This window comes from Pantoea sp. PGP6 (genome assembly GCF_053474785.1).
Genome location: NZ_JBQBMA010000001.1, coordinates 2,799,006 through 2,825,786 on the forward strand (window position 1 = coordinate 2,799,006; position 26,781 = coordinate 2,825,786).

Genomic DNA, 26,781 nt, shown 5'->3' on the forward strand with positions numbered 1-26,781 from the left:
AGGCGGGATCACTTATTTTTTAACCGGTGACGGGATGGTCATGTTTAACAGGCCACGCGACTTGTTAAAGATCTTATTGCCGTTTTCACGCCCGGCGCGACGGGCACGCTGCTCTTCCGGCGACAGTTTTGCCTCTTCCTGACACAGCGGGCTACAGCAGTTCTCAAACTTCTCTGCGCAGCTTTTACACTGAATAAACAGCAGATGGCAGCCATCGTTGACGCAGTTGACGTGGGTGTCGCACGGCTCACCACACTGATGACAGTTCGACAGCACATCATCAGAAATCCGCTCGCCCATCCGCTCGTCAAAGACAAAGTTTTTACCTTTGAATCGGACCGGTAACCCCTGCTCTCGAGCACGGCGGGCATACTCGATAATGCCACCTTCAACGTGGTAAACATCTTCAAAACCGTTATGACGCATCCAGGCGCTGGCTTTCTCACAGCGAATTCCCCCGGTGCAGTACATCACGATCTTTTTGTCTTTCTTATCCTGCAGCATATCAACCGCCATCGGCAGCTGGTCGCGGAAGGTGTCGGCCGGCACTTCCAGCGCGTTATCAAAGCGTCCGACTTCATATTCGTAATGGTTACGCATATCAACGAACACTGCATCCGGATCGTCCAGCATGGCGTTCACTTCTGCGGCTTTGAGGTATTGCCCCACATCGCTGGCATCGAACGTGCCGTCAGCAATGCCGTCTGCTACAATCCGGTCACGGACTTTCAGGCGCAGCACCCAGAAGGATTTACCGTCGTCGTCCAGCGCAACGTTCATTCGCAGATTATTCAGCGCAGGATCAAAGCCGTAAAGATAGGCTTTCATCTTTTCATACTGGCTGGCGGGAACGCTGATCTGGGCGTTAATCCCTTCATGCGCAACGTAAACCCGGCCAAACACCTTCAGGGCGGTCAGACCAAGATAGAGCGCATCGCGAAACGCTTTAGGATCGGCAATCTGGAAGTACTTATAAAAAGAGACAGTGGTGCGCGGCTCGGTTTCAGCCAGCATGCGCGCCTTCAGCTCTTTATTGGAAACGAGGTTATGTAACACTGGCATGGTGTTCGTTCCTGTCATCAATAGAAGAAATTTAGCGCGCACATGATACCTGATTTCAACGGGATGCAAAGACCACCGGCCAAATTGATCGCCGGTTGGCTGTTTTTCCCGCACTGCCGGCTCGCTTATAATACTTACCGGGTGAATTGCCGCCGACAGTAATATTTATGCGCAGGATAAAAACTGGCACAATAGTGAAAATCAACGAGATATCAGCACCGCACGGTGCGCGACGCAGGAAAAAACAATTTCACATGACCCAGTTGCCTCAATTTTCACGAGAACTGCTGCACCCCCGCTATTGGTTAACCTGGTTGGGCGTGTTCTTCCTTTATCTTTTGGTGCTACTTCCTTATCCCCTGCTTTATGTGCTTGGCTGTAATATTGGCCGTATTGGCATGCGCTTTATGAAGCGACGCGTCAACATCGCACGCCGTAATCTGGAATTAAGCTTTCCGGATATGCCGCCCAACGATCGTGAAGCGATGGTTAAGCACAACTTCGAATCCGTCGGCATGGGCTTGATTGAAACCGGCATGGCATGGTTCTGGCCCGACTGGCGGATTAACAAATGGCATAAACCTTCTGGCTTAGAGCACATTCAGCAGGCGCGCGACACGCAGCGCGGCGTGCTGTTGATTGGTATGCACTTTCTGACGCTGGAGATTGGCGCCCGCATGTTTGGTATCCATAACCCGGGCATCGGCGTCTATCGGCCGAACGACAATAAGCTGATTGACTGGCTGCAGGTGCATGGCCGGATGCGTTCCAACAAAAGCATGCTCGATCGTAAAGATCTCAAAGGGATGATTCGCGCCCTGAAGCGTGGCGATATCATCTGGTACGCGCCTGACCACGATTACGGTCCGCGCAGCAGCGTGTTTGTGCCGTTTTTTGGCGTCGACAAGGCAGCTACCACGGTCGGCACCCATCTGTTGATCCGCATGGGTAAACCGGCAGTGATTCCGTTTGTACCGCGCCGTCTGCCAGAAGGCCGTGGTTATGAACTGATGATTCTGCCTGATATCAGCGACAGCTTTACCCTGGCAAGTGAGGAAGAGACCGCTGCCCGGATGAATAAAGTGGTCGAGGAAGGCGTCTTACTGGCACCCGAACAGTATATGTGGCTGCACCGCCGCTTTAAGACCCGCCCGGAAGGGGAACCTTCACGCTATTAAATTACCGGCGCTAAACGGTGGCAGTGATGCCGTTTAGCGCGTTTTTCGCTGTTTTCCTCTCCTGCTAAAACAATCCATTCCTCCCGCCAGCCCGCGCCGGTCCGATTACCGGTCCAGTGATTAATCAACGGCGCGCCAGACGTTACTGATAACCGTGCGATATAATTAGCATCCTTAACCAATCTACCGGCCATTATCTGCGCTGACGCCCTTTTAGCGGCCGGATAAATTAATTCCCCATTATTTTATTATATTCACTGGCGGTGCTAATTTATTAAAAAGCCAGGCCAATTCCTATTTAGCCAGGCTTAATCATTTCCCGCTGCTTATTAATCCAGTAAAATTAACTTAATTTACAAGCAATTGTAGCTACATCGCAGGTTATATTCCTTTTTACAAAATTTTAACGTTCTGATAGACCGTTATTGCATTTGAAGTTATGGGTGCTTGTCGGTAATTTCAGCTGTGACAGTTAGATGCTTAACTGCGAAGGCAAAAAACATAAAAAGATGACACACAGCAACCTTCTTAGCAGGACTTATAATATGAATAACGGTCTCTACTATTATGTGACAATCAGCACCGATCAGGACAATTATCATGCGCTTCACCGGAAAGGATGCCGCCGGATGCCGGATAAAGAAGACATAATATTTATCGGCACCTTATATAATCTGAGTCAGGCATTATCGATCGCCCGCATTAACTTCAAAAAAGTTAAGCCCTGTATAAAATGCTGTATTCGCTACTCCGCACCGGTAATTCATGAATCGGTGCGCCCGGTCCTGCACTTCCCGCAAAAAGGAGTCTGACCGTGAATGGCGGGAAGTGCGTTATTTCCCGCCAATCAAACTGCCCCGCCCTTTCCCTCCGCCAGATTTCGTCTATTCTTCACTGAAATCAAATCAACCAGGCAAGGAGAAGAGCGATGAGCATGTACAGTACCTTAGAGGAAGCGATTGATGCTGCACGTGAAGAGTTTCTCGCTAACCACCCGGAACTTGAGGAAGGCGATGCATCGGTAAGCCAGTTTGGCCTGCAAAAATATGTCATGCAGGACGGTGATATTATGTGGCAGGCGGAGTTTCTGGCTGACGAAGGTGATGCGGGTGAATGCCTGCCGATTCGCAGCGGTGAAGCGGCCCAGGCGATTTTCGATGCTGACTTCGATGAGGTAGAACTGCGTCAGGAGTGGTTAGCGGAAAACACCCTGCACGAATGGGACGACGGTGAGTTCCAGCTGGAGCCGACGCTGGATACCGAAGAAGGTGAAGCCGCTGCGCAAGAGTGGGAAGATGATAACAGCGACTCCGATCGCGGTTATTCGTAAGGACCGTGGCTGGAGTCGACCGGTAACAGCAGGGTGTCCACCACCAGCGACAGCGGCAGGTCAAGGATAGTCAATACCCGCCAGGCGCCGTCGCGCACATCCCACTGTACGCCCGGATAGTACTGATTACCGTGCCCCTGACCGGGCACGGTACGGCTGATAATACTGCCGCAGCCGCTCAGACAGATCACCGCCAGCGCTAACACACCTGTTTTCAGACACCGTTTCACCACTGATACCCGCCCTTTACAACCATTATCGTTATCCTGCGCTACGCGCTCTGTTGGCCCGATTTAGCCTGCCGCAACAGAGATCTCCCCTGCTGCTCTGACCGCAAATAACCGGCAAAAAAAAGCGGCATCGCTGCCGCTTTTTCATTTTACGCGTTTTTGACCAGCGCATTGGGGTTGAGGGTGAGTTTTTGATAACTCTCCACCCACTGATGATACTTCTCAGCGTTCTCCCATAGCCGGGTATGCACACGTGCCAGCACCACCGGATCGCTGATCAGCTGTAAGCGCTGTTCACGATTCAGTTTTTCTGGCGAATCGCTCAGCGCCTGATCGACGCGGCGATCGCGGGCATAGTCGAGCAACTGACTCTGCTTATGACGTGACGTCGCCAGTGCCGTCGCCAGCGCGTTAAACGCCGGATGGAACAGCGCGTGCATAAAGCCATTTTCCAGCGCCCGCTCACGGTTAAGCTGCAGGTAGTGATCGGTATCCACCAGCTCTTTTGGCGGCTCATACTCTTCCGGGATCAGGAACAGTCGGGCCTTCTTGCTCTTGATACCGATGGTTGCCCGGCTCGACATCACCGACACAAACGGCGACAGAATCAGCGAGAAGACAATCGGTGACAACCACCACAGGAAGTTGAGATCCAACAGTCCCATACCGATTGCCCACACCAGTCCCAGTGCCATCTGCGAACCGTGACGTTTAAACGCCTCGCTCCACGGCGTGGCATCATCGTCACGCTGTGGCGAATTCCATACCACTTCCCAGCCGAGGAAGGCGCTGACCACGAACACGGTGTGGAACAGCATGCGCACCGGTGCCAGCAGCACGGAGAACAGCATTTCCAGCATCAGCGAGATGAACAGACGGATCGCGCCACCGTAGGATTTCGCCCCCTTGCACCAGATTAATATCACGCTCAGCAGTTTCGGCAGGAACAGTAATATCAGCGTGGTGGAGAACAATGCTATCGCCAGTTCAGGACGCCACTGCGGCCACACCGGGAACAGCTGCCGCGGTTGCAGGAAGTAGGTCGGTTCCATCAGCGTATGCACCACCTGCAAGGCGGTAGAGAGCGCCAGGAACATGAACCACAGCGGTGCTGACAGATAAGACATCACACCGGTCAGGAACACCGCACGGTGAACCGGGTGCATCCCTTTCACCAGGAACAGTCGGAAGTTCATCAGGTTACCGTGGCACCAGCGACGGTCACGCTTCAGCTCATCCAGCAGGTTCGGTGGCAGCTCTTCATACGAGCCCGGCAGATCGTAGGCAATCCAGACGCCCCAGCCGGCACGGCGCATCAGCGCAGCTTCAACAAAGTCGTGCGACAGAATCGATCCGGCAAAGGAGCCTTCACCCGGTAACGGTGCCAGCGCACAGTGCTCGATAAACGGTTTCACCCGGATAATCGCGTTGTGCCCCCAGTAGTGGGATTCCCCCAGCTGCCAGAAGTGCAAGCCAGCGGTAAACAGCGGACCGTAAACGCGGGTGGCAAACTGCTGACAGCGCGCATACAGCGTGTCCATACCGGATGCTTTCGGTGACGACTGAATAATACCGGCGTTCGGGTTGGCTTCCATCATGCGAACCAGACCGGTCAGACATTCACCGCTCATGACGCTGTCGGCGTCCAGCACCACCATGTAGCTGTAGTTGCTGCCCCAGCGACGGCAGAAGTCATCGATGTTGCCGCTTTTACGCTTCACACGACGACGACGACGACGATAGAAAATCTTGCCCGCACCGCCGACGTCACGCACCAGCTCCATCCAGGCTTTCTGTTCGGCGATGGCGATATCGGCGTCGTAACTGTCGCTGAGGATATAAACGTCGAAATGCTCAGCGTTGCCGGTCCGCACCACCGATTCCCAGGTGGCACGCAGGCCAGCGTAAACGCGCTCAACATCTTCGTTACAGATCGGCATGATCAGCGCGGTACGGTGCGCAGGGTTAAGCGGCTCATCCCCCACGGTAGAGTAGGAAATACTGTATTTGTCACGACCAATCAGCAACTGCAGGAAGCCCATCAGCGCGGTCCAGAAACCGGCCGAGACCCAACAGAACAGAATGGCGAACAGGAACAGGATGCCTGTCTGCAACACGTACGGCAGGATCTGCATCACCGACTGCTGCCAGTTCTGATTGATCATCTCCATCGGATCCAGCAGCGTCCAGCCCTGATACGGCAGAATGGTCTTCATGTACCAGGTGGCAACCACGGTCTGCATGATGGTGAGGATCAGCAGAATATAGCGGCGAATCGATCCGACATGACGCCATTTTTCTTCGGCACGCTGCTCTTCCGCGTTAGCGTAGCGCGGCACCGATTTATGGCCACGCAGTGAGTCCCAGGCGCGAGCGACCGGGTTGGTCCGCCAGGCTTCCGGGAACATCAGGGAGCGTTTGACCTTCGGCATCGCCTTCAGCGTGGTACGATCCAGGTCATCTTTACCCAGCTGCTGACCATTGGCGAGCGAGTCGGGCCAGGCCATTTCGACCCGCGATGACACCGATTTTAACGGTGCATCGTCGGGACGATCGCTGGCGGCCACATCCTTGCCCAGCGCATCATGAATGAAGTGAAACGCTGCAGCATGCTGCAGCGAGGCGCTAAGGCGCGCCTTCCCCGCCGCATCCAGCGGCAGGGATTCCACGTAACGTTGAGGTGTAAAAGTCGATTTATTCATTGGCAGGTAACTGATAGCTCCAGGTTTCCGTCAATGTCTTGTCGCCGCTAACCAGCGCCGCACGCATTTCGGTGGGCTGCTTGTTGTCTTTCACACGCAGACGCAACACCAGACGCCAGCCTTTAGTGACCGGGTTATAACGTACGCTCTGCTCAACCACGTCCGCGTTTTTACCCACGCTGACCTGCGGTGCCACCTGACTGTTCTCCGCCATCTTGCTCATGTCTTTACCCACGAAGTCGATGGTGAAAGCCACGGTGCCATCAGGCTGACGCACCAGATTAGACTGCTTCACGTCACCTGCAGAACGCAGGGTGTTTTTCACCCATGCCGTGTCGTCAGAGTGCAGTTGATTTTCATCACGTGAGAAGTGCAGGCGATATTTGAAGTTCATCTCTTTGCCCGGCTCCGGCAGCGTCTCCGGAGTCCAGAACGCAACGATGTTGTCGTTGGTCTCATCAGCCGTTGGGATCTCAACCAGTTCTACCCGGCCTTTACCCCAGTCGCCTAATGGCTCAACCCAGCCGCTTGGGCGCAGATCGTAGCGGTCGTCGAGATCCTGATAGTTGTTAAAGTCACGCCCGCGCTGCAGCAGACCAAAACCTTTTGGACTCTCGATGGTGTAGGTGCTGACCGCCAGATGACGCGGATTGTTCAGCGGACGCCAGATCCATTCACCGTTGCCGCTGTGAATCGACAGACCGTCTGAGTCATGTAATGCCGGACGGAAGTTGTTCACGGTGGACGGCTGGTTCTGACCAAACAGGAACATACTGGTCAGCGGCGCAACGCCCAGCTTACCAACGTTGTCACGCAGGTAGACTTTTGACTGCACATCAACGGTCGACGCCTGGCCCGGACGCAGCACAAAGCGATAGGCACCCGCCGCACGCGGCGAATCGAGCAGTGCATAGATCACCAGCTGTTTATCCTGCGGCTTCGGACGCTCAATCCAGAACTCTTTGAAACGCGGGAACTCTTCACCGGACGGTAGCGCAGTATCAATCGCCAGGCCACGGGCTGACAGACCATACACCTGGCCGGCACCGATCACCCGGAAATAGCTGGCACCGAGGAAGCTGGCGATCTCATCGTCTTTACCCTTGCTGTTTAACGGGTAGAGCACTTTGAAACCGGCAAATCCGAGGTTTTTCACCGCGTCGGCATCATGTTTTACATTGCCGAAATTAAAATAATCGGGGTTATATTTGATCTCACGCACCGCGTTAGCGGTCACTTCATTGATTTGCACCGGGGTGTCGAAATACATCCCCTGATGGTAAAATTCCAGCTTGAACGGCGTGCGCAGCTTGCCCCAATACGCTTTATCGTGGTTAAACTGGATCTGCTGGTAATCAGCAAATTTCATTTCACGAAATTGAGAGGGTAAATTGCTTTTTGGCGCTTCGAAGCTTTTCCCTGCCAACGCTTTGGCTTGTCTGGCAACATCATCGATGTTAAACGCCCAACTGTTATTGGCGTATAACGCCAGCAGAACCGCAGTACCAATCCAGCGTACCTTCATCAGTCCGGCTTTATTTTTTTCTTTAGTCAGCACATCCCCCCCTTTCGTGTGCTTAAATCAAACCCGCTTATCTTAAAGGATTATTCGGTTTTCCGACAGCTTATGCGCAACTTTGTTCCCGCATTTCGTCAGGTAAAGAGCCGCTTTTAGGACAATTAAACACTACGGATTCCACTGATAGTATACCTTGTTTATCGCAGGTAGAATTCCGCCCGAGCATAATCCGGTTTCAGGGCGAAACCGGTCAAACGTACTAACGAACTGGAACTTTATGAGTACAGCAAAACCTGAACGTGAATACTTCCTCGACTCAATCCGGGCGTATCTGATGTTACTGGGGGTGCCGTTTCACGTCTCCCTGATCTACTCGACGCAGAAATGGGCAGTCAACAGCCAGGAAGCCTCGCTGTGGCTGACGCTGTTCAATGATTTTATTCATGCGTTTCGTATGCAGGTGTTTTTCGTCATCTCGGGCTATTTCTCCTACATGCTCTATCTGCGCTACCAACCGCGACGCTTTCTGAAGGTGCGGCTGGAGCGGGTTGGCATCCCGTTACTGACCGCTATTCTGCTGATTACCCTGCCGCAGTTTTTTATGCTGAAAAACTGGACCAGCAAGCTGGCCGACTGGCCGCGCTTCAGCCGGTATGAAAAATTTAATAACCTGATGTGGGAGCTGATCTCGCACCTGTGGTTTCTGGTGGTGCTGGTGATGCTGACCACGCTGGGGATGGTGACGTTCCGCTGGTTGCGCGATCAGCACCGCAGCATTGATTACAGCCGGGTCGGCTGGGGTTCGCTGGCTGCCGGCGTAACGGCCTGGGCGTTGCTGTGGTGTCTGTTCCGCCGCCTGATCTTTCTGTTCCAGCCAGCCTGGCTGATGGATGGCCTGTTCAGCATTATCGTGATGCAAACCCTCTTCTACCTGCCATTCTTTATGCTGGGCGCGCTGGCGTGGAAACATCCGCCGCTGAAGCAGTTGTTTGTCCGTTTCAATCCGCTGATGTGGGTCGGCGCGGTGGTGATGTTTATCGCCTACTGCGCTAATCAGCGACTGAGCAGCGGCGAAGGCTGGCTGTATGAGCTGGATGCACTGATTTCAACGCTGATGGGATTGTGCATGCTGAGCGTCTGCTTCTGCTTTGGCCACAAGCTGCTGAATGCACATTCGCCGCGTATCATGTACCTGGTCAATGCGTCGTTGTTCATCTATCTGGTGCACCATCCGCTGACCCTGCTGTACGGCATCTACGTGACCCCGCGCATCGAAAACAACACGCTGGGCTTCTTCCTGGGCCTGCTGATGGTGTTCGGAATCGCCTTCCTGCTGTATGAGATTCATCTGCGGATACCGCTGCTGCGCTTCCTGTTTTCCGGTAAGTTTGAGCGCAAATAACCTGGCGTCAGGTGATCGATGGGTTTGGCTTCCGTCTGCTGACGAGTTCAGGCGATTGATGGGAGCAGGCCCCCAATAGTGTTAGCCAAAGATAGCTGACAAACATAAAGCGATGGGAACATACGCCAGTAGCAAAGCATAGCGGACCAGGGACAAAAACGCCGGGAGCGTTTTTGAACAACGCAGAGCGTTGGCCCGGCGACGGGCGCACCTCAGGAATGAGGTGCGTAACCGTCCGCGCTGAGCCCGCCAGGGGTGGCGGGTTTCGCGTTTTTGCGCACGGCGTAGGCTGCCTGAGCCTGAGCCTGAGCCTGAGCAGCGTCCAGCTTACAGCAGCCACTCAATCGGCAAGCGCCACACCAGCCGCACCTGCAGCCGCTGCCACCACGAGCAGCCGGGCTCGTGCTTATGCACCACCTGCTGCGCTTCATCCGGATACTCCAGCCAGTTGACCCGTCCCCACTTATCCAGCCGCAGCGTCCAGGCACGATCGCGCATCGACAGGCTGAAACGCTGATGGGTTTCCTTCGCCAGCGCCTCGCTCTCAATCACCAGCCCCATTTCGGTATTGAGTACCGCCGAGCGCGGATCAAAGTTGAACGAGCCGATAAACAGCGTTTGCTGATCGACCGAAAAGGTTTTGGCATGCAGGCTTGAGCCAGAATTACCGGTTAAACCGCGGTCGTGAGGCGCATCCTGCAGCGCCGCCTGCGGCTTCAGTTCATAGAGAGCGATGCCGTGCCGCAGCAGCTTCTTGCGCCATTTAGCGTAGCCGGCATGCACAATCGACACATCATTAGCGGCCAGCGAGTTGGTCAGAATGGCAATCTTCACCCCTTTGCGCTTCAGCGACAGCAGCTGCGCCACGCCCGCGCGGGTCGGGACAAAATAGGCGGAGATGATGTCAAACTGCCGCTGCGGCGTACCGATCACCTCCAGCATCCGTTGTGGCAACAGCGTTTTCCGACGCGCTTTGCCCAGCCCTTTACGCGGATCGTCACTCAGCAACCGGGTTCTTGCCCAGGTCAGCGCTAACCTGCCCTGCTCCAGCTCCTGGAGCAGCGAAGCGCTTTCAAGGCGCTGCAGATAACGCTGCACCGCCTCGCTGTGACGCCATTCGGCCGGCAGGCTGACGCTGTCTTCCTCCAGCTCATGCTCGTCCAGCACCTGCTGCAGCGGCGAGACCGGGCGGCTGTTCCAGTAGCGCTCAAAATCCTGTGCTACCTCATCGACCACCGGGCCAATCGCCAGCACGTCGAGGTCGGCAAACAGCGGCTCATTGCCGGTACCGAAATATTCATCCCCGACATTGCGCCCGCCGACCACCGTGGTGACGCCATCAACGGTGAAGCTTTTATTGTGCATGCGGCGATTCAGCCGGGCGAAGTCGGTCAGGTAGCCCAGCGCCCGCAGGGTGCGAAATGAGAAGGGATTAAACAGCCGCACCGCAATATTGGGGTGACGGTTGAGCTGAGCCAGCGTTTCATCCAGCCCCGGCGTATTATTGTCATCCAGCAGCAGGCGAACTTTAACCCCACGCCGCGCCGCCTCCAGCATCGCGCTGAACAGCAGCCGGCCAGAGAGGTCGTTTTGCCAGATGTAGTACTGAATATCGAGCGAACGCTCCGCTTTTTGCATCAGCAGATAGCGCGCCGCAAAGGCATCCAGCCCGTCGCTGAGCGGATAAATCCCGCTGAGTCCCGGATGGCGCTGGCACTGCGGCACCAGCTGCGCTTCCAGCCAGCTGGGCTGTTCGGATTGCTGAGACAGCTCAAACGCTTCGGTCATGACCATTCCCTGTAAAATGCAGTTATTTTTATTATTCCCCGGCCCGCGGTCTGACGCTATACGATCCTTCCGACTTCGTAAAAACGCTGCGACAGTTTTTTAGTCTAGACTTAGTCGGACGATCTGTGACCGGCATCGGCCCGGCAGGAGAGGAATATGTCACATCAACCCCTTACAGACGCCCGCCAGCGCCATCATCCCAGTCTGTTCCGCAGTTTTTTCCAGGGCAGTTTTCCCTGTTCCACCGCCTGCCGCACGCCGGGAAAACGACTCGACATGGTGATCAGCAGCGGCCACGATATGCTGCTGGAGAAGGATTACGCCGCCCTGGCAGAACAGCATCTTTTCACCGCGCGTGACGGCGCACGCTGGCACCTGATTGAAAAAATTCCCAATCAGTACGACTGGCAGAGCTTTTTGCCGATGATCGCCGCGGCGCAGCGCCAGAATTTACAGATTATCTGGGAACTGGCGCACTTCGGTTATCCCGATCATCTTAATATCTGGAAAGCGGAATTTGTTGACCATTTTAGCCGTTTCGCCCGCGCGATGGCGCAGCTGATGCGCGATGAGGGCATCGAACAGCCGTTTTTCACACCAGTTAATCAAATCTCTTTCTGGTCGTGGGCCGGTGCCGATGTCGCCTGGTTTAATCCACACGCGGCGGGACGCGGCAAAGAGCTGAAGCGTCAACTGGTTCGCGCCTCGCTGGCGGCCATTCATGCCATTCGTGAGGTCTACCCGGATGCGCGCTTTGTGCTGACCGATCCGCTGGTGCAGATTGCCCATCATGCCGACAATCCGGACAGTAAACCCTACGCCGACGCCCAGCATCAGGCGCAGTTTGAAGCCTGGGACATGCTGGCTGGCCGCCTCGACAAAGAGTTAGGCGGCAGTGAAGATTGTCTCGATATCCTCGGTCTGAATTACTATCCCGATAATCACTGGTTCTTCCCCGATCGGCCGATGTCACTCGACGATCCGGCGCGGGTGCCGCTGCATATTTTGCTGGCACAGTGCTGGCAACGCTTTCAGCGGCCGATGCTGATTGCCGAAACCGGTGCCGAAGGCGAGGCGCGTGCGCCCTGGCTGCAGGAGATCAGTGAGAATGTGGCAGTGGCGCTGGATCAGGGCATTGCGGTGGAGGGAGTGTCGCTCTATCCGGTGGTGGAATACCCGGCCTGGGCTGACGATCGGCGTTCACCCGGTCCGCTGTTCGGCCTGGCCGATCCCAACGGTAACCGTAATCTGCATGAGGCGCTGGCGCTGGTGTTGCGCAGTCAGCAGATCAAATTTACCCGGCGCGATCAGACCGGCTGAGACGGTGGTTTTTTCGGGTAACAGGACTGGACATCAAGGGAAGGATCGGTGGGATGGCGCACATCGGTTAACCAGGTCATGGTGAACAGAAACGTGACGCCAATCAGACAGGCCGCCAGCAGGCCGATAATTGCGATCAGTTTGTCATCTCTGGATTCCATCGCCTTCTCCTTTTCCATTCCCTTGAATTACGCCGGGGTCAGCTCATCCAGAGCGTAATCATCAGGACAAAGATTATAAGCGTAACCGAGGTCACCGCAAGCACCACAATCGCAAAGTGAGCATCGTCGAGCGACTGGCGAATTGGCTCATCCTGATCGTCGGGTGGCGAAGGTAACGACATGGGCTTCCTGTAAAATTCGGTGAACGGGTCAACTAAGCAGCGCGTCACAGTGTAGATGAAAGCCTGTTTTTCGTCCGGTTCTTTCGCCCGAAAAAAAAACGGAGCGCGTGCTGCGCTCCGTTATCCTTTCAGCCACGCCGATCAGAAGTCGTAGGTGACCCCGACTTTCAGCGTGCGGCCATCGCCCTGCGACAGATAAGTGCCGGTATCGTCAACGTTGGCCCAGTACTTCTCATTGGTCACGTTTTCGACCCCGACGCGCCACACCATCTCATTCTGGTTAAGCCGGGTGCGGTAACGCAGTCCGAGATCCAGCGTGGTATAGCTGTCGATTTTTTTACTGTTCGCCGCATCAGCCCACTGTGAACCGGTATGGGTGATCAGCGCGGTAGCGGTCAACCCGTCCAGCGGTTTGATGTCATATTCGGCTCCCAGCGTGTAGTTGTCACGTGGCACCCCCACCGCCTGTTTGCCGTCATAGGTGCCGCCGGACGTTTTGGTCATCACCGGATCCAGCCAGGTAGCGCTGGCGTTAAGGCGGAAGCCTAATACCGGCTCGCCAAACAGGTTGGTTTCAATGCCGCGATGTCGCTGCTCCCCGTTCATGCCATACGCCCCATCCGCGCCAATCATCCCCGACGGTTTTTTAATCTCAAACAGCGACAGCGTGCCGCCGATTCGACCGAAATCCCCTTTCACCCCAACTTCATTCTGTTTTGAATGGGCGATGCCGGTGATGGCTCCCGGATTGGTTACCGTACCATTACGCGGCGCGACCGCGCCTGGCTGCAGCGCTTCGGTATGGTTGGCATACAGTGAAATCGACTGCCACGGCTTGTAGACCACGCCATAGGTCGGCATCCAGCGGCTATTGGTGTAGCGTGACGCGGTATCCTCTGCACCGCTGTTGTAGTCGTAGTTACGCACCCACACTTTCTGATGGCGCGCGCCGACCGTCAGCAGCAGCGAATCATCAAACAGGCCCAGCGTGTCGCTCAGCAGATAGCCCTGGGTGCGCGAACGTGCAGTGGTCAGCGGATCGGAGAACTTTCCGCCGGCAAAGTTCGCCGGCGGCGCGGCAACGTCATCCGGATGATAGATGTTGGTGTTCGCACTGGTCAGCGACATGTTGTAGGCATTTTTCGCATTGGTGGTCAGCGCGGAATAACCAACGTTGACCTTGTGCGAAATAAAGCCGGTATCGAAATTGCCGCGTAGCCCTGCCATGCCGCTCATGTTGTCCTGCACGCGGTTGGTATTGAAGGTACTGATGGTGGCGTCGCCTTCACGGTTAAGCAGCTTTGGCGTGCCGTAGTTACCGGTTTCATGGGCATGCTGCGCGCCTAAACCGGCATACGCGGTCCAGCGATCGCTGAGATCGTATTCCGCCCGGGCAATACCAAACTCCGACTCCATGTCGCTGTAGACCCATTTCTGGCTGTAGTTACGCGAGTTGGACGGCACGGCGGGAAGAAAATCGACGCCGCTAATGTTGATGCCCTGCAAACCGTCATGGAAGGTCTTTTTCTGGTAGCCAGCATCCAGCGAAGTGCGTAACCGGTCACCGTGGTAGTCGAGACCGATTGAGGCGGCGGTGGTACGCTTTTTCTCGTCTTCCACCCCGGTTTCACCCTCACGATGCACCAGGTTAACCCGCACGCCAAACTGGTCGTTATCACCAAACCGGCGTCCCGCATCCACCGTTGTGCCGATCTGCGCATCGGAAGTGTAATCCACACCCACTCGCACCTGCGGCGTAGCGCCGGCATGTTTAGGCTCAAGGTTGATAATGCCGCCGACCCCGCTGCTGGCCGCGCCGTTCAGCAGGCTGCTAGCGCCTTTGAAAATTTCGACCCGATCCACCAGCGAGGCATCCATCACCTGACGCGGCACCACGCCCGGCAAGCCGCCATAGGTCATATCATCGCCATCCAGCAGGAAGCCGCGGATACGATAGCTTTCGGCGAAGTTGCCGTAGCCTTTGACGTTCTGCACGCCGGCATCATTCCGCACCACATCAGCGATAGTTTTGGCCTGCTGGTCCTCAATCATTTTTGCGGTAAAGCCGATAACGTTGAACGGCACATCCATTGCCTTTTGCTCACCCAGCATGCCCAGCCGGCCGCCGTGGGCAACCTGCCCTTCCAGATAAGCCGGGACCGGTTGATCGCCGCCCGGCGTAAAGTCATCGTCGGCGCTGGCGGTTACCGTCATGGTTTGTCCGCTTTGGCTGGCGTCCTGCGCGGCATCACGCGGAGCGGCAGATGAGGCTGGGGTTGCCGCCATCACGGGCAGACAGCTGGCACCGATCAGCATTGCCAGCAGTGTCGGTTTACATCCTGGGGTTAAAAGGCGCTGACGCATGGTTGTTCCCTGATTTGAATTAGACTGAGAATCATTATTATTGCGGTTTGCGATTATGCGCAGGGCGTTGCCAATTGCAAGCAAAATCAGCAGTCAGCCCAGGCAATAAACAGACGGGAACAGCCGCGGTATGGCGAAGGCAGAATGCCCATGCCCGAGCGGCATGGGCGGCGGATCAGACGCCGCGCCAGCGTTTGAAGATCAGAGAGGTATTGATGCCGCCAAAGGCGAAGTTATTGCTCTGGATGTAGTCAGTCTCAATCTGCCGTGGCTCAGCCATGATGTAATCCAGCGCGCCGCAGCTGTCAGCCGGTTGCGAAAGATTAAGCGTCGGGGCGAACCAGCCCTCACGCATCATCTCAATGCTCATCCACGCCTCCAGCGCGCCACAGGCTCCCAGCGTATGGCCGAAGTAGGATTTCAGTGATGAGATCGGCGTGGTCACGCCAAACACCGCGGCGGTCGCCAGGCTCTCGGCCATGTCGACGCGCTCGGTCGCCGTGCCGTGGGCATTGATATAACCGATCTGAGCTGGCTCAATCCCGGCGCTTTGCAGCGCCCGCTCGATGCAGACCTGCATGGTTTCACGCTGCGGCTGGGTGATGTGGGCCGCGTCGCAGTTGGTGTGAAAGCCGGTCAGCTCAGCGTAGATGGTGGCACCACGCGCCTGGGCATGCTCCAGCGATTCGAGGATCAGCGTGCCAGCACCCTCGCCAATCACCAGGCCATCACGCTGTTGATCGAACGGCGCTGGCGTGGTGTGCGGCGCATCATTGCGCTGGCTGGTGGCAAACAGGGTGTCAAACACCGCCGCTTCCGACGGACAAAGCTCTTCCGCCCCGCCCGCGACCATCACCGTCTGGTAACCGTGACGAATGGCCTCCCACGCATAGCCAATCGCCTGGCTGCCGGAGGTGCAGGCGCTGGAGGTGGGGATCACCCGACCGCGCAGGCCGAAAAACAGCCCGGCATTGACGGCGGTGGTGTGCGGCATCATCTGCACATAGGTGGTGCCGGTAATATTGTTGGTATGCTTCTCGGTCAGCATGGTGGCGAACTCACTAACCGGGCCGGTGCTGCCGGTCGAGGAGCCGTAGGCGATGCCGGTATCACCGCTGGTTAATACCGGATGATCGATCAGCCCCGCCTGGGTCAGCGCCAGCTCGGTGGCGCGCGTCGCCAGCAGCGAGACGCGGCCCATGGCGCGAATGCGTTTGCGGGTGTAGTGCGCAGGCAGCACAAAGTCATCCACCGGTGCGCCTAATAATGTATGCAGGCCCTGATAAATCTGCCATTCCGGCATAAAGCGCACCGCATTGCGGCCAGCGCGAATACGCGCCGAGACCTGCGACCAGCTTTCACCAAAGGCGGTCACGCCGCCCATGCCGGTTACCACTACGCGCTGGATCACAGCATGCCTCCATTAATTGAGATCACCTGTCGGGTCACGTAGCCGGCGATGTCAGACATCAGATAACTGGCCAGCCCGGCCACCTCTTCTGCTGCGCCCATCCGCTTCATCGGAATGATCTTCATCGCTTCATCGATCACCTGCGGTTCCAGTCCCTCCATCCCGGTATCAATCAGGCCTGGGGCGATGCAGTTGACGGTAATCTTGCGTTTCGCCAGTTCGATTGCCAGCGCTTTGGTCGCGCCGATAATGCCAGCTTTGGCCGCGCTGTAGTTGACCTGACCGCGATTGCCCATCATCCCCGACACCGACGAAAGCGTGATGATCCGCCCGCCGCGCCGCAGTCCGATCATCGGCATGACGCAGGGCTGAATCACGTTATAAAAACTGTCGAGGTTGGTGTGAATGACGCTGTCCCATTCATCATCAGTCAGCGCGGGAAACGCTGCATCACGGCTGATACCGGCGTTACTGACCACGCCATAATAGGCACCGTGCTGTTCGATGTCGCTCTCCAGCGCGCCGCGAGCCGCCTTCCGGTCAGCCACATCAAAGCCCAGCAGTCGGCCGCTGCCGCCCGCCGCCGTCAGCTGTTGCAGCGTCTGCTCTGCTCCCGCCCGATCGCGGTTAAAATGTACGATGATCTGATAACCATCCCCGGCGAGGCGCAGCGCAATCGCGCGACCAATGCCTTTACTGGCGCCGGTCACCAAAACGGAAGCTGTCATGGCTGTTTTCCTTGTGACATCAGTTGCTGTAACTCTGCTTCATTTGGTTGATATGTGTTGAGACGCCCGCTGGCTAATCGCTGTGCGCCGTGGCAAATTTCGCCCTCAAAACTGCCCATGCGATCGTCGCGCATCAGCAGGGTCATGGTGATATCCAGCGTGGCGTCAGCCGGAAAGCGAGGCTGATGCGCTTTCCAGCCGCGTCCGCCCAGCAGCATACCGGGTGGGATCAGGGTGACGCCGCGCTGGCTGGCGTGCCAGCCCGACCATACGCCAACCGTCTGGGCCATGATTTCGACGCCAAACCACGCCGGTAATTCACCCTGTGGCGTCAGGAACGGCGCCAGTACGCCGGTGCGGCAGGTCGATACCTGACAGTGAACCTGCTCATCAGTTACCGCAATCAGCTGATCAAGCAGCATCATCGGCGAACCGTGCGGCAGCCAGACGGCGGCAGGTGAATTAATCAACATCATGGCGTCCTACTATCAGACAGGTGTTATTGCCGCCAAAGGCGAATGAGTTCGAGGCGATCACCGGCCGCTGCAGCGCCTGCGGCTCAGTCAGCAAACCGCAGTCAGGCAGCGTCTCATCCCGCGCGGCACAGCTAAAGTCCTGCGCCGGCAGCAGCAGGTTTTGCTGCAGTATCAGCGCACTGAGCGCAGCTTCACAGACCCCGGCGGCTCCCAGGGTATGGCCGGTCAGGTGCTTGGTCGAACTGCAGGGCACGCTGTTGCCCGTGACACGCTGGATGACTGCCGCCTCCATCTGATCGTTCAGCGGCGTCGCGGTGCCGTGCAGGTTGATGTAGCCAAGCTGCTGCGGCGTGAGGCCGGCCTGTTGCAGCGCCATGAGCATTGCCCGTTCCGCCCCTTCCCCCTCCGGATGCGGGGCGGACATATGCCAGGCATCCGACGATTCGCCCGCGCCCAGTAGCGCCAGCGGCTGAGGTTCACGCGTCAGCAGCATCAGTGCCGCGCCTTCTCCGATTGAAATCCCATCGCGGTCCCGGCTAAAGGGCGCGCAGCGGCGGCCGGATAGCGAGGCCAGGCTGTCGAATCCATTAATCGGCATCCGGCTCAGCGAATCGGCACCGCCGACCAGCGCCACATCAGCCAGACCGGCGGCAATCAGCCGTTGTCCGCTGATAATGGCGCGGGCGCTGGAGGAACAGGCGGTTGAAATGGTGTAGGCCGGCCCATTGAGCGCCAGATAGTGCGCCAGAAAGCGCGACGGATCGCCCAGCTCCTGCATCTGGTAATGGTACGCAGCCAGTTCGCCACGCACCTGACGATCACCTTCGTCGACGCCGGAGGTGCTGGTGCCCAGTACAATCGCAACCCGCTCGCTGCCGTAACGCGTTATCGCCAGGTCAAGTGCCGGACGGATCTGCGCCAGCGCCGCCAGTAGCAGTTGATTATTACGGGTGTTGTGGGCACTGAACGCCGACGGCACCGCTGGCAGCTCGCCGTCGACCCGGCCGAGCCAGCAGGCTTTGTCGCCGTTCAGCCAGCCGTGACACAGCTGCATACCCGGCGCAACGCCGTTGCTGAGGTTGGCGGCAATCTGTTGGTTGTCATTACCCAGGGCGTTAAGCATGCCCATGGCAGAGATGTAAATCATGAAGCGTCCAGATGTTGAATGCGGATCAGATAGCCAAACGCATGCTGCTGAATAGCGATCGGCTGACGCTGGTTGCCGCGTTGCAGATAATCAATTTCGGTCACCAGCTGGTTATCGGCATCCCTGAGCTGGCGCTTTAACGGCTGATCCTGCAGGGTCCAGCCTGGCGGCAACTGTTTACGCCAGGCCTCAATCGGCCAGTAGCTGAGCATGATGTCCGCCAGCACCTGACTGGCGGGCGGCAGCTGTGGCAATGGCATCAGCTGCTCGGTGTGAATACCCTGGCCATCGTAGCGCAGGCTAAACAGACGAATCCCGACCGACGATAGGCCCGCCAGCTTAATCTGTTGTTGATCGGCGCTCAGCAGTACCAGCAGCGACTGGCTCCGGCCCTTTACCTGACCGGTCAGCAACTGCTGCTGCTGAAAAGCGGGCTGAATGCCGGGCGGCGGCAGCGTGATCTGCACGCCCGGCTTGAGCCAGGCGGTAGGACGGCTGTTGTCCGGTGCCTGCTGCGCGCAGGCAGTCAGCAGCAGGCTGGTCAACAAAATCAGGGCGGCGCGCATCATCGTTTGCTCCTCGATCGGGTGGGTCGCATCGCCAGCGGCGACAGCAAAAAAGCGGTAAAAATGCCGCTGCACAATACCGTACCAAAACTGGCAATCGCACTGGTGCTGCTGAAGACCAGCATGCCCAGAGTTAATAAGGTGGTGATCATCGCCAGCGAGACCGCCAGTAAGGAGGTCAGCGGCGTGCCCTGGGGGTTGCTGAAAAACAGGCTGTAGTTAATTCCAATCCCCAGCACCAGAATCAGCGCCAGTAGCGCAAACAGATTGAGCGAGGCCCCAATCCAGCCGAGCGTCGCCAGTGCCGCCGCCAGCGATAGCAGCGAGGGCAGCGCGCTGCGCAGTCCTGCCCGGAGCCCAAGACGCAGCACAAAACTCAGGGCGATTAGCGCCAGCGCCAGCATCAGCAAGCCACTCAGCAGGGTGCGCCAGAAGCTAAACAGCGTATCGTAACTGGCTTTACGGTCGATCCAGCTCACGCCGGTGTGACGTTGCGCCAGCGCATTGAGCGCGGGGCTGTTTTTTACCCCGCTGGTCGGTATCAGCACACCGCTGCGTCCGTCAGGCAGGGTCAGCCACAACAGACGCCAGCCTTCGCTTAACGGACTGGCGAGCCAGACTTGTGGCATAACCGGCATTGCACTGAGATCCGGCGCGGGCAGCGTAATCCCCGCCTGCTGCAGCCGTGTGGCGATAGTCGGCGCCGCCTGACGCAGCAGTTTCAGATCCTGTTGCTGCTGCATCAGCGAACGTAAAGGTAACAGCCGATAGCGCTGCAGCCAGCCCTGCTGCTGCGCCTGTTGCAGATCCGGTGCCAGCCGGGCCAGCCGTTGCAGGGTCTGCTGCGCGTCGTCTCCCCAGACCACAAACCAGGTCTGGTCGGCGCGCTGACCGGTTAAGACTGCCAGCTGACGATCCTGTTCCAGCAGACGCGCCGGGGCGCTTTGCAGGTGGGCGATATCATCATCAACCCGCAGCTGCGCGATGCCCGTCACGGCAAACACCGCCACGGCCAGCGGTAATCCAACCCGCAATCCGCGCTGACGTCGCCACGCCGCCAGCCAGCGGGCCAGCGGTACCATCAACGGCACCGGACGCACCGGCAAACCGCGCACCAGCCACGGATAGAGCAGGATCACCGTCAGGCAGGAGGCGGTTAAGCCGCTGGCGGCAAACACCGCCAGCTGACGCAGGCCCGGAAACGGGGCCAGCAGCATCAGCAGCCAGGCGATAGCGGTGGTTGCCAGCGCTAACAGTAAGGTGCCGCGCACTTTGTGCAGGCTCTGCCACGGCGTCTGTTCACCGCCGTGAACCATCCGTTCAGTCAGATAGTAGAGCGTGTAATCGGCCGAGATACCGACGATGCTCAGGCTCATTACCAGCGTCATCAGGTGCAGTTCACCGAAACAGATCAGCGTGATGACCGTTCCCGCCATCGCCCCGATCGCGACGGAGGTGATGCACAGCAGCAGCGGCCGCAGCGAACGGAACACCAGCAGCACCAGCAGCAGTACCCCGCCCAGCGTCAGGCTGCCGAGGGTTTTTACGTCGTGCTGCGCGCGCTGGCTGGCGTCATCGCTGAACAGTACCGTGCCGCGGGTCAGTAATTTCGCCTGCGGAAAGCGGCTTTTCAGCTGCTGCTCCAGCGCATTGAGCTGGCTGACCAGCGCGTGACTTTGCTGCAGGCTGAAGGCGTTAGTAGCCAGTTCGCCATGCAGAAAATACCAGCGCTGTCCCTGCCGATCCTGCGCCGTCAGCCAGCCGTTATGGAGCATCATGCGATCGGCATTCTGCTGCAACGCCAGCTGCGATCCGCGCACCAGCATCAGCGGATCGCCCTGCAGCTCTTTGCTGCCGACGCCGGAAAAGGCAGAGAAGAGCTGCGCCAGCTGCCAGTCCGCCTGGGCGTTGCCGCCGTCCTGTAGCCGGTTGCGGGTCGCGTCATCGATCAGGCCGTTACGATGTTGCCAGGCAAAGCGTCCCCACTGTTGCTGCTGCTGCGCATCGAGATCGCCCTGCACCTGTTTCAGTGCCGGCAAGGCGCGCAGTTGTGACAGCCACCATGCCGCCACCTGCGGATCGTCAGTCGGACCCGGTGACACCAGCCACACCAGCTGGCGATCCAGCCGCTGTAAAAAAGCCTGCTGTAGCGCAGGCGGGGCCGCGCCCAGATTCTGCTGCGGCAGCAAGGCCAGCACGCTGCTGTTGAGCTGGCTGCGCGGCAGCAATAGCGTCAGCGCCACCGCCAGCAGCAGGCAGAACGCAATCCACAGTGCGGCCAACCGGCGTGCGTTATGGCCCGGCAAAACGCGCCTGCTCCTCATCGCTTAACTGCGACGGCTCAATCCGGGTATGGCTTAACAGGATCTGTGTCCGATCGCCCTGCTTATCATCAAGGTCGATCCGCTCCAGAAACTCGCTGCCCGCGAGGTCGATGCGGTTGAAAATTTTGTTCAGCGGCGCGGCTTTCGGCGTCAGGCTCAGCGTCCAGTGGCCGTTACCGCCATCGCTGAAATCGACCCGGAAGTTTTCATTCAGCACCTTTTGGTCGGCCTGAAACAGCGCGCGCAGCAAATGGTTAAACTGGAACATCTGCGGATTGCTGTCGGCCGTGATGACCTGCGGCGGCTGACCGCTCAGGCTCTGCACCATGCGCTTATCATCCAGCAGCAGTGTCATCACAAACGGCGTCTGCTGATGCCACCACAGCCCCTGTTGGCGGGCGATCAGCATCTGTCCATGCGACACCAGCGGCTGACGCATCCCGGCAATGTTTCGGGTCTGGGTAAAATCGGCACGGATCACCGGCTGGCTGGCAAATCGCTGCTGCAGCTGGTCGAGCGTCACCGCGCTGGCAGCGCTGGCCCACAACAGCAGGCCGGTAAGCATTACTTTTAGCATCCCTTCACTCCTAAACGTTCCAGTAAAATGTCTGGTGAGACAAAGCAGAGCGCCTGGGTCGCCTGCTCCACCGCCACCTGCAGCGTATGTGCTTTGGTGGTGATCTGACCGGCCGCGTTACGGACCTCGTAGTCAATGCGCAGGCGATTTTCATACTCAGTAATGCGCGCGATGACCGAGATGGTCTCTTCACAGCGCAGCGGCTGACGGTATTTCACCCGGGTATCGACCACCGGCCAGACGTAGCCGCTGGCGGCCATCTCGGCGTAGCTGTAGTTGATGCTGCGCAGTAACGCTTCGCGTGCCTGCTCAAAATAGCGAAAGTAGTTACCGTGCCAGACCACGCCCATCGGGTCGCAGTCGTGAAAGGAGACGGTCAGCGCTATTTCAGCACGATGTTCAGGCATGGTCGGACTCCTTGTGGCAGGTCTGCGAATCAGGCAGCGTCCAGAAATCGAAAAAGTTAAACCAGTCAAGCGGGGCCAGCAGCGCGTAGTGCGCCAGCCGCGCCGCATAGCGATCGACCGCCTGCTGCAGCGCCTGCTGTCGTTGTGCCCGCGGCAGCAGCAGCGGGTCAGCGAACGCTTCGCAATGAATGCGCAATTTACCCTGCTGACGCAGGGCAAACATCAGCAGTACCGGGCAGCGTAAAGCGGCAGCCAGCACAAACGGTCCCTGAGGAAACGGCGCAGCCCGGCCAAGAAACTCACTCCAGATCACCCGGCGTTCGCCACCGCGCTGGCGATTAACCGCGGTGCGATCGCCGACAATCGCCACCCATTCGCCAGCATCCAGCTTTTGCTGCAGCAGAATGGCGGTATCCGGGCCGATATCGCTAACCGGCATCAGGTTTACTCCGGCCTGCGGTGCAATGGTTTCCAGCACCGCGCGAAAGCGCTGAGCATTGTCGGTAAACACCAGCGCATTGATGACCAGCCCGCTCACCTGCTGAGCCATGGCGCGACAGGCTTCAATGTCGCCAAGGTGCGAGGCCAGAATCAGCTTGCCCTGCGGCGACGGCGTGCGGATCACCGCTTCGGCACCGGGTGCAAAATCGATATCGCGCCCCCAGTGAAGATCGCCCCGCCAGCTGGCAACTTTATCCAGCATCGCCCCGGCAAAACGCAGAAAATGACGGTAGCTGTTGAGCGGCGCAGGCAGGGAAATCTGCCGCTGCTGCGCAATCAGACGAACCTGGCTTAGCCACTGCTGCGAGGCGCGACGGGCACGCTGTCCACTCAGCCAGTAGACCGCCACCACCGGCCATAACAACAGCATAAACGGCAGGCGGCCGCCGTAGCGATAGACCGCCAGCATCAGACGTAATCCCCACTGCCCGCGGCGTTCCGGTTCGGCCGACCAGTGAGCTGTCTGCCGGCGCATCGCCAGCAGACGCGGGATTCGCGGCAGCATGCCGAAAAAGAGTCGGGTATGCATCCAGGAGATGCGCAGGTTGTCATAGAGCGCATCAAAGTGCGACAAACCACTGGCCGGATAGGTCACCCGGGTGGAAATAAAGCGGCTGCGGGTGCCCTGCCAGTAGAGCCGGACCATGATCTCGGTGTCGAAATCCATTCGCTGGCCGATCGCGCGGCGATCGCACAACGCCAGCGCCGGCGCCAGCGGGTAGACGCGGAAGCCACACATGCTGTCGCGGATCGACAGCGACAGCGTCTCAACCCAGACCCAGAAATGGGTGATGTAGCGGCCATAGAGGCGTGATTTGGGAATCGAATCGTCATACAGCGGCTGACCGGAGATCAGCCAGTCAGGATAGCGCTGCGCTTCGGCCAGCATCAGCGGCAGGTCTTCTGCCTGATGCTGGCCGTCAGCGTCGATCTGTACCGCGTGGGTAAAGCCCCGTGCGGCGGCGGCACGCAGGCCGTGGATCACTGCTGCGCCTTTACCCTGATTGCTGTCGAGACGCAGCACGCTGAGCTGCGGGGCGTGCAGCGTCGCCAGCTGGAGCTGAGTGGCGGCATCGCTGCCGTCATCAACAACGATCACCGGTAAATTAAACGGTGCCAGCCGCGTCAGCACCGAGGCCATCATCGCCCCGTGGTTGTAACACGGGATCACCACGCAGGGAGAGAATGTCGCCCCTAACACAGCGTAATTTTCCCGCTGCTGGCGCTCTGCTCCGTGCCCTCACCCAGCAGACTGTAGCGAAAACTGAGGCGTGATTTTTCCGCATCCCAGTCAAGACGCAGTTGCAGCAGCGAATCGGGCGGCACCGGCTGCTGGAATTTGATGTTATCAATGGCGGCAAACTGTTTGCCGGGCGCCAGAATGCCGACGCCGTAGTGCATAACCCAGTCGAGCTGGGCGACACCGGGCAGAATCGGTAAAGTGGGAAAATGGCCCTGAAACCAGAACAGGCTGGCATCAATCTGTAGCGTCAGCGTGACGCTGTTATCCTGCAGCAGGCGATTGCGTTCAATCGGCAACATCGAAAAGCTCCTCAATTTGCAGCCAGGCGCGTTTGCTTTGGCTGGTCACCGGAATGGCGGCGACCACCCGCCAGTAGCGCGGTATCGCCAGCGGTTCCAGCCACTGCTGCAGCTGTCGTTTCCACTGCTGCTTGTGCTGATGCAGCGCGGCGTCATCCAGCACAGCGTTGAGCGCCACCACCACGCCAATCGCCTGTCGTCCCTGTCGCGTCACCGCCAGCGCCGCCGCATCAGTGATTTCCGGCAGGCTTAACAGACGCCGTTCAACCTCACTCAGCGAGACGCGCTTATCGCCGATTTTGACAATCCGATCGTGGCGTCCCGCCAGCTGAAACTGGCCGTCCGGCTGCATCAGCAGACGATCGTCAAGCCGCCAGCCGTCAGATCCGGCGATCAGCGGCGACCAGACCTGCCAGCGGTCGGGCGTGACGGCTGCCAGTCTGACCTGGGGCATACAGCGCCAGGCCGCGTCGGGCCGGTCAAACTGCCGTGCAGCGATCACCCCGGTTTCGGTGCTGCCGTAAATCTCGCTGACCGGGCAGCCGAATCGTTGCCGGACGCGTGCGGCATCAGACCACGGCAGTGCGCCACCGGCCGAGACGATCAGCGCACAGTCGGGCGCATCGAGTCCGTCATCCAGCCGGGATAAAAACGCCGGGCTGCTGATAAAGGCGTAGCGCCATTGACGCGTCAGTTGCGCCAGCTGTTCGCCATAAAACACCGGCTGCGCGGCAAACGGCAAGCCAAGCGCCATCGGCAAAAAAATGCGAAACGATAAACCATACAGATGCTGATGACTGACCGAGGCGATAATCCGACACTGCTGCAGAGGCGTGCCCCACAGATCGATCAGCCAGCGGGTTTCCTGCTCCATTATCGCTAGTGATTTCACTACCTGACGTGGCGCACCGGTGGAGCCGGAGGTGTAAAGCACCAGCCCGGCCTGCGCCGACAGCGGTGGCAGGATGCCTGGCGCTTCCGCATCGTCGCAGTGCCAGAGCGGCAGGTCGAGGCTCAGCGGCATATCGGCGATAACGCCATCCAGCCGATCGCGCATCTCATTGAGCAGCGCGGCGCGACAGTGCCCCGGCAACACCGGGGTTTTACCGGCGTACCAGCAGGCCAGCAGCGCCACGCAAAAACGGTAGCTGTCATCGAAGCAGAGCGCCCAGCGCATCCCGGGGTCGGCGGCCAGACGCTGACTCAGCGCCCGCACCTGCGCACGCATAGTGCTGAGCATTAACGGCCGATCGCCGCGCCACGCGACTTCGCGTTCGGGCCCGCTCAGCCATTCGGCTACCTTCATGCTTTTCGCCTCACCCGCTGACGCACCAGCCACTCCCCCGCCATCAGGGTGCCGATCAACAGGTAGCTGATCGCGCCGTTCCACAGCGTCCACAGCCGCAGATCGCCCAGCAGGCAGGTCACCAGCGCCATGCTGCCGTTGCCGATAAAAAACAGGCACCACAGTTGGGTAACACGCCGGGTGTAGCGCACCGCCGCGAGCGGCAGATGCGGTTCACGCAGCCGCGCGATGCGTTCCACCAGCGGCATGGCACTCCACAGCGAGGAGCCAAACACCAGCAGCATCGCCAGATTCACCGCCAGCGGATACCACAACAGCAGATGCTGACTGCGCAGTAACTGGCTGCTGATACACAGCAGCGCGCCCGCCAGCGCCAGCCAGCCCATCACGTGACTCAGCGCATTGTGCTGGCGACGCAGCACCTGCCAGCGCAAGCCAAACAGCAGCGCCAACAGCCAGAACAGCCCTTGCCAGCGCGGTTGCGTCAGCGCCAGCCAGACCAGCAGCGGCCAGGCCAGCAGGGTGAGCAGATTCAGCAGTCGGAGGGCGGCAAGCACG

At 58.4% G+C, this 26,781-nt stretch carries 25 protein-coding genes; 5 read left to right on the forward strand and 20 right to left on the reverse strand.

The genetic code is table 11. From position 1 onward, the window contains the following. Nucleotides 1-12: 12 nt before the first annotated feature. Entirely contained in the window at nucleotides 13-1,062 is a 1,050-nt protein-coding gene (trhO, locus tag ACLIBF_RS13670; RefSeq protein ID WP_031376542.1) for an oxygen-dependent tRNA uridine(34) hydroxylase TrhO, read from the reverse strand. 254 nt (nucleotides 1,063-1,316) lie between these two features. Between trhO and ACLIBF_RS13675 the strand changes: the two genes are divergently transcribed. From ACLIBF_RS13675 to ACLIBF_RS13685, 3 genes are all read left to right on the forward strand, one after another. Beyond that, nucleotides 1,317-2,240 (forward strand): Kdo(2)-lipid IV(A) acyltransferase, encoded by a 924-nt coding sequence (locus ACLIBF_RS13675; RefSeq protein ID WP_031376541.1) that lies wholly within the window; start codon nucleotides 1,317-1,319, stop codon nucleotides 2,238-2,240. 545 nt (nucleotides 2,241-2,785) lie between these two features. Further along, complete coding sequence (locus tag ACLIBF_RS13680) at nucleotides 2,786-3,052, forward strand: hypothetical protein (RefSeq protein WP_031376540.1); 267 nt, start codon at nucleotides 2,786-2,788, stop codon at nucleotides 3,050-3,052. Nucleotides 3,053-3,168: 116 nt separating this feature from the next. Next, nucleotides 3,169-3,570, forward strand: coding sequence for a MysB family protein (locus ACLIBF_RS13685; RefSeq protein WP_448309979.1), 402 nt, complete (start codon nucleotides 3,169-3,171; stop codon nucleotides 3,568-3,570). Here the strand turns inward: ACLIBF_RS13685 and ACLIBF_RS13690 are convergent. The 3 genes from ACLIBF_RS13690 to ACLIBF_RS13700 all read right to left on the reverse strand — a co-directional run bounded on the left by ACLIBF_RS13690 (nucleotide 3,561) and on the right by ACLIBF_RS13700 (nucleotide 8,030). Beyond that, nucleotides 3,561-3,800 carry a YceK/YidQ family lipoprotein gene (locus ACLIBF_RS13690; protein WP_279810329.1) on the reverse strand — a complete coding sequence of 80 codons (240 nt, stop codon included), beginning with the start codon at nucleotides 3,798-3,800 and terminating at the stop codon, nucleotides 3,561-3,563. The genes ACLIBF_RS13685 and ACLIBF_RS13690 overlap by 10 nt on opposite strands. Nucleotides 3,801-3,949: 149 nt before the next feature. Beyond that, nucleotides 3,950-6,502, reverse strand: a complete 2,553-nt coding sequence (gene mdoH, locus ACLIBF_RS13695; protein ID WP_046288400.1) for a glucans biosynthesis glucosyltransferase MdoH — start codon at nucleotides 6,500-6,502, stop codon at nucleotides 3,950-3,952. Beyond that, a complete protein-coding gene (locus tag ACLIBF_RS13700) occupies nucleotides 6,495-8,030 on the reverse strand; it encodes a glucan biosynthesis protein G (protein WP_176035886.1) in 1,536 nt (511 codons plus the stop codon). The genes mdoH and ACLIBF_RS13700 overlap by 8 nt, the downstream gene beginning before the upstream one ends. Nucleotides 8,031-8,298: 268 nt before the next feature. Here ACLIBF_RS13700 and mdoC point away from each other — a divergent pair, with 268 nt between their 5' ends. Further along, nucleotides 8,299-9,423, forward strand: a complete 1,125-nt coding sequence (mdoC, locus tag ACLIBF_RS13705) for a glucans biosynthesis protein MdoC (protein WP_448309981.1) — start codon at nucleotides 8,299-8,301, stop codon at nucleotides 9,421-9,423. A gap of 327 nt (nucleotides 9,424-9,750) precedes the next feature. On the opposite strand, the gene ACLIBF_RS13710 is transcribed toward mdoC, so the two are convergent. Continuing rightward, nucleotides 9,751-11,211: a phospholipase D family protein gene (locus tag ACLIBF_RS13710; RefSeq protein WP_031376535.1), complete on the reverse strand. Its 1,461-nt coding sequence runs from the start codon at nucleotides 11,209-11,211 to the stop codon at nucleotides 9,751-9,753. 156 nt (nucleotides 11,212-11,367) lie between these two features. Between ACLIBF_RS13710 and ACLIBF_RS13715 the strand changes: the two genes are divergently transcribed. Continuing rightward, nucleotides 11,368-12,531 carry a beta-glucosidase gene (locus ACLIBF_RS13715; protein WP_031376534.1) on the forward strand — a complete coding sequence of 388 codons (1,164 nt, stop codon included), beginning with the start codon at nucleotides 11,368-11,370 and terminating at the stop codon, nucleotides 12,529-12,531. On the opposite strand, the gene ACLIBF_RS13720 is transcribed toward ACLIBF_RS13715, so the two are convergent. The 15 genes from ACLIBF_RS13720 to ACLIBF_RS13790 form a co-directional block, all read right to left on the reverse strand. After that, nucleotides 12,519-12,692 (reverse strand): hypothetical protein, encoded by a 174-nt coding sequence (locus ACLIBF_RS13720; RefSeq protein ID WP_162836817.1) that lies wholly within the window; start codon nucleotides 12,690-12,692, stop codon nucleotides 12,519-12,521. The two genes, ACLIBF_RS13715 and ACLIBF_RS13720, sit on opposite strands and share 13 nt — an antisense overlap. Nucleotides 12,693-12,730: 38 nt before the next feature. Beyond that, nucleotides 12,731-12,874: a hypothetical protein gene (locus tag ACLIBF_RS13725; protein ID WP_162836818.1), complete on the reverse strand. Its 144-nt coding sequence runs from the start codon at nucleotides 12,872-12,874 to the stop codon at nucleotides 12,731-12,733. A 141-nt stretch (nucleotides 12,875-13,015) separates the two neighbouring features. Then, nucleotides 13,016-15,238, reverse strand: coding sequence for a TonB-dependent receptor (locus ACLIBF_RS13730; protein ID WP_279810327.1), 2,223 nt, complete (start codon nucleotides 15,236-15,238; stop codon nucleotides 13,016-13,018). A 175-nt stretch (nucleotides 15,239-15,413) separates the two neighbouring features. Further along, nucleotides 15,414-16,649 carry a beta-ketoacyl-ACP synthase gene (locus ACLIBF_RS13735; RefSeq protein WP_448309984.1) on the reverse strand — a complete coding sequence of 412 codons (1,236 nt, stop codon included), beginning with the start codon at nucleotides 16,647-16,649 and terminating at the stop codon, nucleotides 15,414-15,416. Then, the gene (locus tag ACLIBF_RS13740; protein ID WP_279810325.1) at nucleotides 16,646-17,377 is read right to left on the reverse strand and encodes a 3-ketoacyl-ACP reductase FabG2; all 732 of its coding nucleotides are present in this window, start codon (nucleotides 17,375-17,377) and stop codon (nucleotides 16,646-16,648) included. Before ACLIBF_RS13740 ends, ACLIBF_RS13735 begins: the two co-directional genes overlap by 4 nt. Continuing rightward, on the reverse strand, nucleotides 17,374-17,850 hold the full coding sequence (locus ACLIBF_RS13745) for an ApeP family dehydratase (protein ID WP_089561184.1): 477 nt from the start codon (nucleotides 17,848-17,850) through the stop codon (nucleotides 17,374-17,376). Before ACLIBF_RS13745 ends, ACLIBF_RS13740 begins: the two co-directional genes overlap by 4 nt. Next, the gene (locus tag ACLIBF_RS13750; protein WP_279810324.1) at nucleotides 17,840-19,000 is read right to left on the reverse strand and encodes a beta-ketoacyl-[acyl-carrier-protein] synthase family protein; all 1,161 of its coding nucleotides are present in this window, start codon (nucleotides 18,998-19,000) and stop codon (nucleotides 17,840-17,842) included. The genes ACLIBF_RS13745 and ACLIBF_RS13750 overlap by 11 nt, the downstream gene beginning before the upstream one ends. Further along, a complete protein-coding gene (locus ACLIBF_RS13755; protein WP_031376529.1) occupies nucleotides 18,997-19,569 on the reverse strand; it encodes a DUF3261 domain-containing protein in 573 nt (190 codons plus the stop codon). The genes ACLIBF_RS13750 and ACLIBF_RS13755 overlap by 4 nt, the downstream gene beginning before the upstream one ends. Further along, nucleotides 19,566-21,872 (reverse strand): MMPL family transporter, encoded by a 2,307-nt coding sequence (locus ACLIBF_RS13760; RefSeq protein WP_279810323.1) that lies wholly within the window; start codon nucleotides 21,870-21,872, stop codon nucleotides 19,566-19,568. Before ACLIBF_RS13760 ends, ACLIBF_RS13755 begins: the two co-directional genes overlap by 4 nt. Next, nucleotides 21,859-22,467, reverse strand: coding sequence for a LolA family protein (locus ACLIBF_RS13765; RefSeq protein WP_069728150.1), 609 nt, complete (start codon nucleotides 22,465-22,467; stop codon nucleotides 21,859-21,861). The genes ACLIBF_RS13760 and ACLIBF_RS13765 overlap by 14 nt, the downstream gene beginning before the upstream one ends. Then, a complete protein-coding gene (locus ACLIBF_RS13770) occupies nucleotides 22,461-22,874 on the reverse strand; it encodes an acyl-CoA thioesterase (RefSeq protein ID WP_031377669.1) in 414 nt (137 codons plus the stop codon). The genes ACLIBF_RS13765 and ACLIBF_RS13770 overlap by 7 nt, the downstream gene beginning before the upstream one ends. Further along, nucleotides 22,867-24,576 (reverse strand): glycosyltransferase family 2 protein, encoded by a 1,710-nt coding sequence (locus ACLIBF_RS13775; RefSeq protein WP_279810322.1) that lies wholly within the window; start codon nucleotides 24,574-24,576, stop codon nucleotides 22,867-22,869. The genes ACLIBF_RS13770 and ACLIBF_RS13775 overlap by 8 nt, the downstream gene beginning before the upstream one ends. Beyond that, nucleotides 24,570-24,917 (reverse strand): 3-hydroxyacyl-ACP dehydratase FabZ family protein, encoded by a 348-nt coding sequence (locus tag ACLIBF_RS13780; RefSeq protein ID WP_031377671.1) that lies wholly within the window; start codon nucleotides 24,915-24,917, stop codon nucleotides 24,570-24,572. Before ACLIBF_RS13780 ends, ACLIBF_RS13775 begins: the two co-directional genes overlap by 7 nt. Continuing rightward, the gene (locus ACLIBF_RS13785) at nucleotides 24,904-26,223 is read right to left on the reverse strand and encodes a class I adenylate-forming enzyme family protein (RefSeq protein WP_089561059.1); all 1,320 of its coding nucleotides are present in this window, start codon (nucleotides 26,221-26,223) and stop codon (nucleotides 24,904-24,906) included. Before ACLIBF_RS13785 ends, ACLIBF_RS13780 begins: the two co-directional genes overlap by 14 nt. Beyond that, on the reverse strand, nucleotides 26,220-26,780 hold the full coding sequence (locus tag ACLIBF_RS13790; protein ID WP_089561060.1) for a COG4648 family protein: 561 nt from the start codon (nucleotides 26,778-26,780) through the stop codon (nucleotides 26,220-26,222). Before ACLIBF_RS13790 ends, ACLIBF_RS13785 begins: the two co-directional genes overlap by 4 nt. Nucleotide 26,781 lies beyond the last annotated feature (1 nt).

What these genes read in the sequence shown, in the direction of transcription:
- trhO (WP_031376542.1), bottom strand. Translation starts at nt 1,062, where the DNA reads ATGCCAGTGTTACATAACCTCGTTTCCAATAAAGAGCTGAAGGCGCGC.
- ACLIBF_RS13675 (WP_031376541.1), top strand. Translation starts at nt 1,317, where the DNA reads ATGACCCAGTTGCCTCAATTTTCACGAGAACTGCTGCACCCCCGCTAT.
- ACLIBF_RS13680 (WP_031376540.1), top strand. Translation starts at nt 2,786, where the DNA reads ATGAATAACGGTCTCTACTATTATGTGACAATCAGCACCGATCAGGAC.
- ACLIBF_RS13685 (WP_448309979.1), top strand. Translation starts at nt 3,169, where the DNA reads ATGAGCATGTACAGTACCTTAGAGGAAGCGATTGATGCTGCACGTGAA.
- mdoH (WP_046288400.1), bottom strand. Translation starts at nt 6,502, where the DNA reads ATGAATAAATCGACTTTTACACCTCAACGTTACGTGGAATCCCTGCCG.
- mdoC (WP_448309981.1), top strand. Translation starts at nt 8,299, where the DNA reads ATGAGTACAGCAAAACCTGAACGTGAATACTTCCTCGACTCAATCCGG.
- ACLIBF_RS13710 (WP_031376535.1), bottom strand. Translation starts at nt 11,211, where the DNA reads ATGACCGAAGCGTTTGAGCTGTCTCAGCAATCCGAACAGCCCAGCTGG.
- ACLIBF_RS13715 (WP_031376534.1), top strand. Translation starts at nt 11,368, where the DNA reads ATGTCACATCAACCCCTTACAGACGCCCGCCAGCGCCATCATCCCAGT.
- ACLIBF_RS13720 (WP_162836817.1), bottom strand. Translation starts at nt 12,692, where the DNA reads ATGGAATCCAGAGATGACAAACTGATCGCAATTATCGGCCTGCTGGCG.
- ACLIBF_RS13725 (WP_162836818.1), bottom strand. Translation starts at nt 12,874, where the DNA reads ATGTCGTTACCTTCGCCACCCGACGATCAGGATGAGCCAATTCGCCAG.
- ACLIBF_RS13730 (WP_279810327.1), bottom strand. Translation starts at nt 15,238, where the DNA reads ATGCGTCAGCGCCTTTTAACCCCAGGATGTAAACCGACACTGCTGGCA.
- ACLIBF_RS13740 (WP_279810325.1), bottom strand. Translation starts at nt 17,377, where the DNA reads ATGACAGCTTCCGTTTTGGTGACCGGCGCCAGTAAAGGCATTGGTCGC.
- ACLIBF_RS13745 (WP_089561184.1), bottom strand. Translation starts at nt 17,850, where the DNA reads ATGTTGATTAATTCACCTGCCGCCGTCTGGCTGCCGCACGGTTCGCCG.
- ACLIBF_RS13750 (WP_279810324.1), bottom strand. Translation starts at nt 19,000, where the DNA reads ATGATTTACATCTCTGCCATGGGCATGCTTAACGCCCTGGGTAATGAC.
- ACLIBF_RS13755 (WP_031376529.1), bottom strand. Translation starts at nt 19,569, where the DNA reads ATGATGCGCGCCGCCCTGATTTTGTTGACCAGCCTGCTGCTGACTGCC.
- ACLIBF_RS13765 (WP_069728150.1), bottom strand. Translation starts at nt 22,467, where the DNA reads ATGCTAAAAGTAATGCTTACCGGCCTGCTGTTGTGGGCCAGCGCTGCC.
- ACLIBF_RS13770 (WP_031377669.1), bottom strand. Translation starts at nt 22,874, where the DNA reads ATGCCTGAACATCGTGCTGAAATAGCGCTGACCGTCTCCTTTCACGAC.
- ACLIBF_RS13780 (WP_031377671.1), bottom strand. Translation starts at nt 24,917, where the DNA reads ATGTTGCCGATTGAACGCAATCGCCTGCTGCAGGATAACAGCGTCACG.
- ACLIBF_RS13785 (WP_089561059.1), bottom strand. Translation starts at nt 26,223, where the DNA reads ATGAAGGTAGCCGAATGGCTGAGCGGGCCCGAACGCGAAGTCGCGTGG.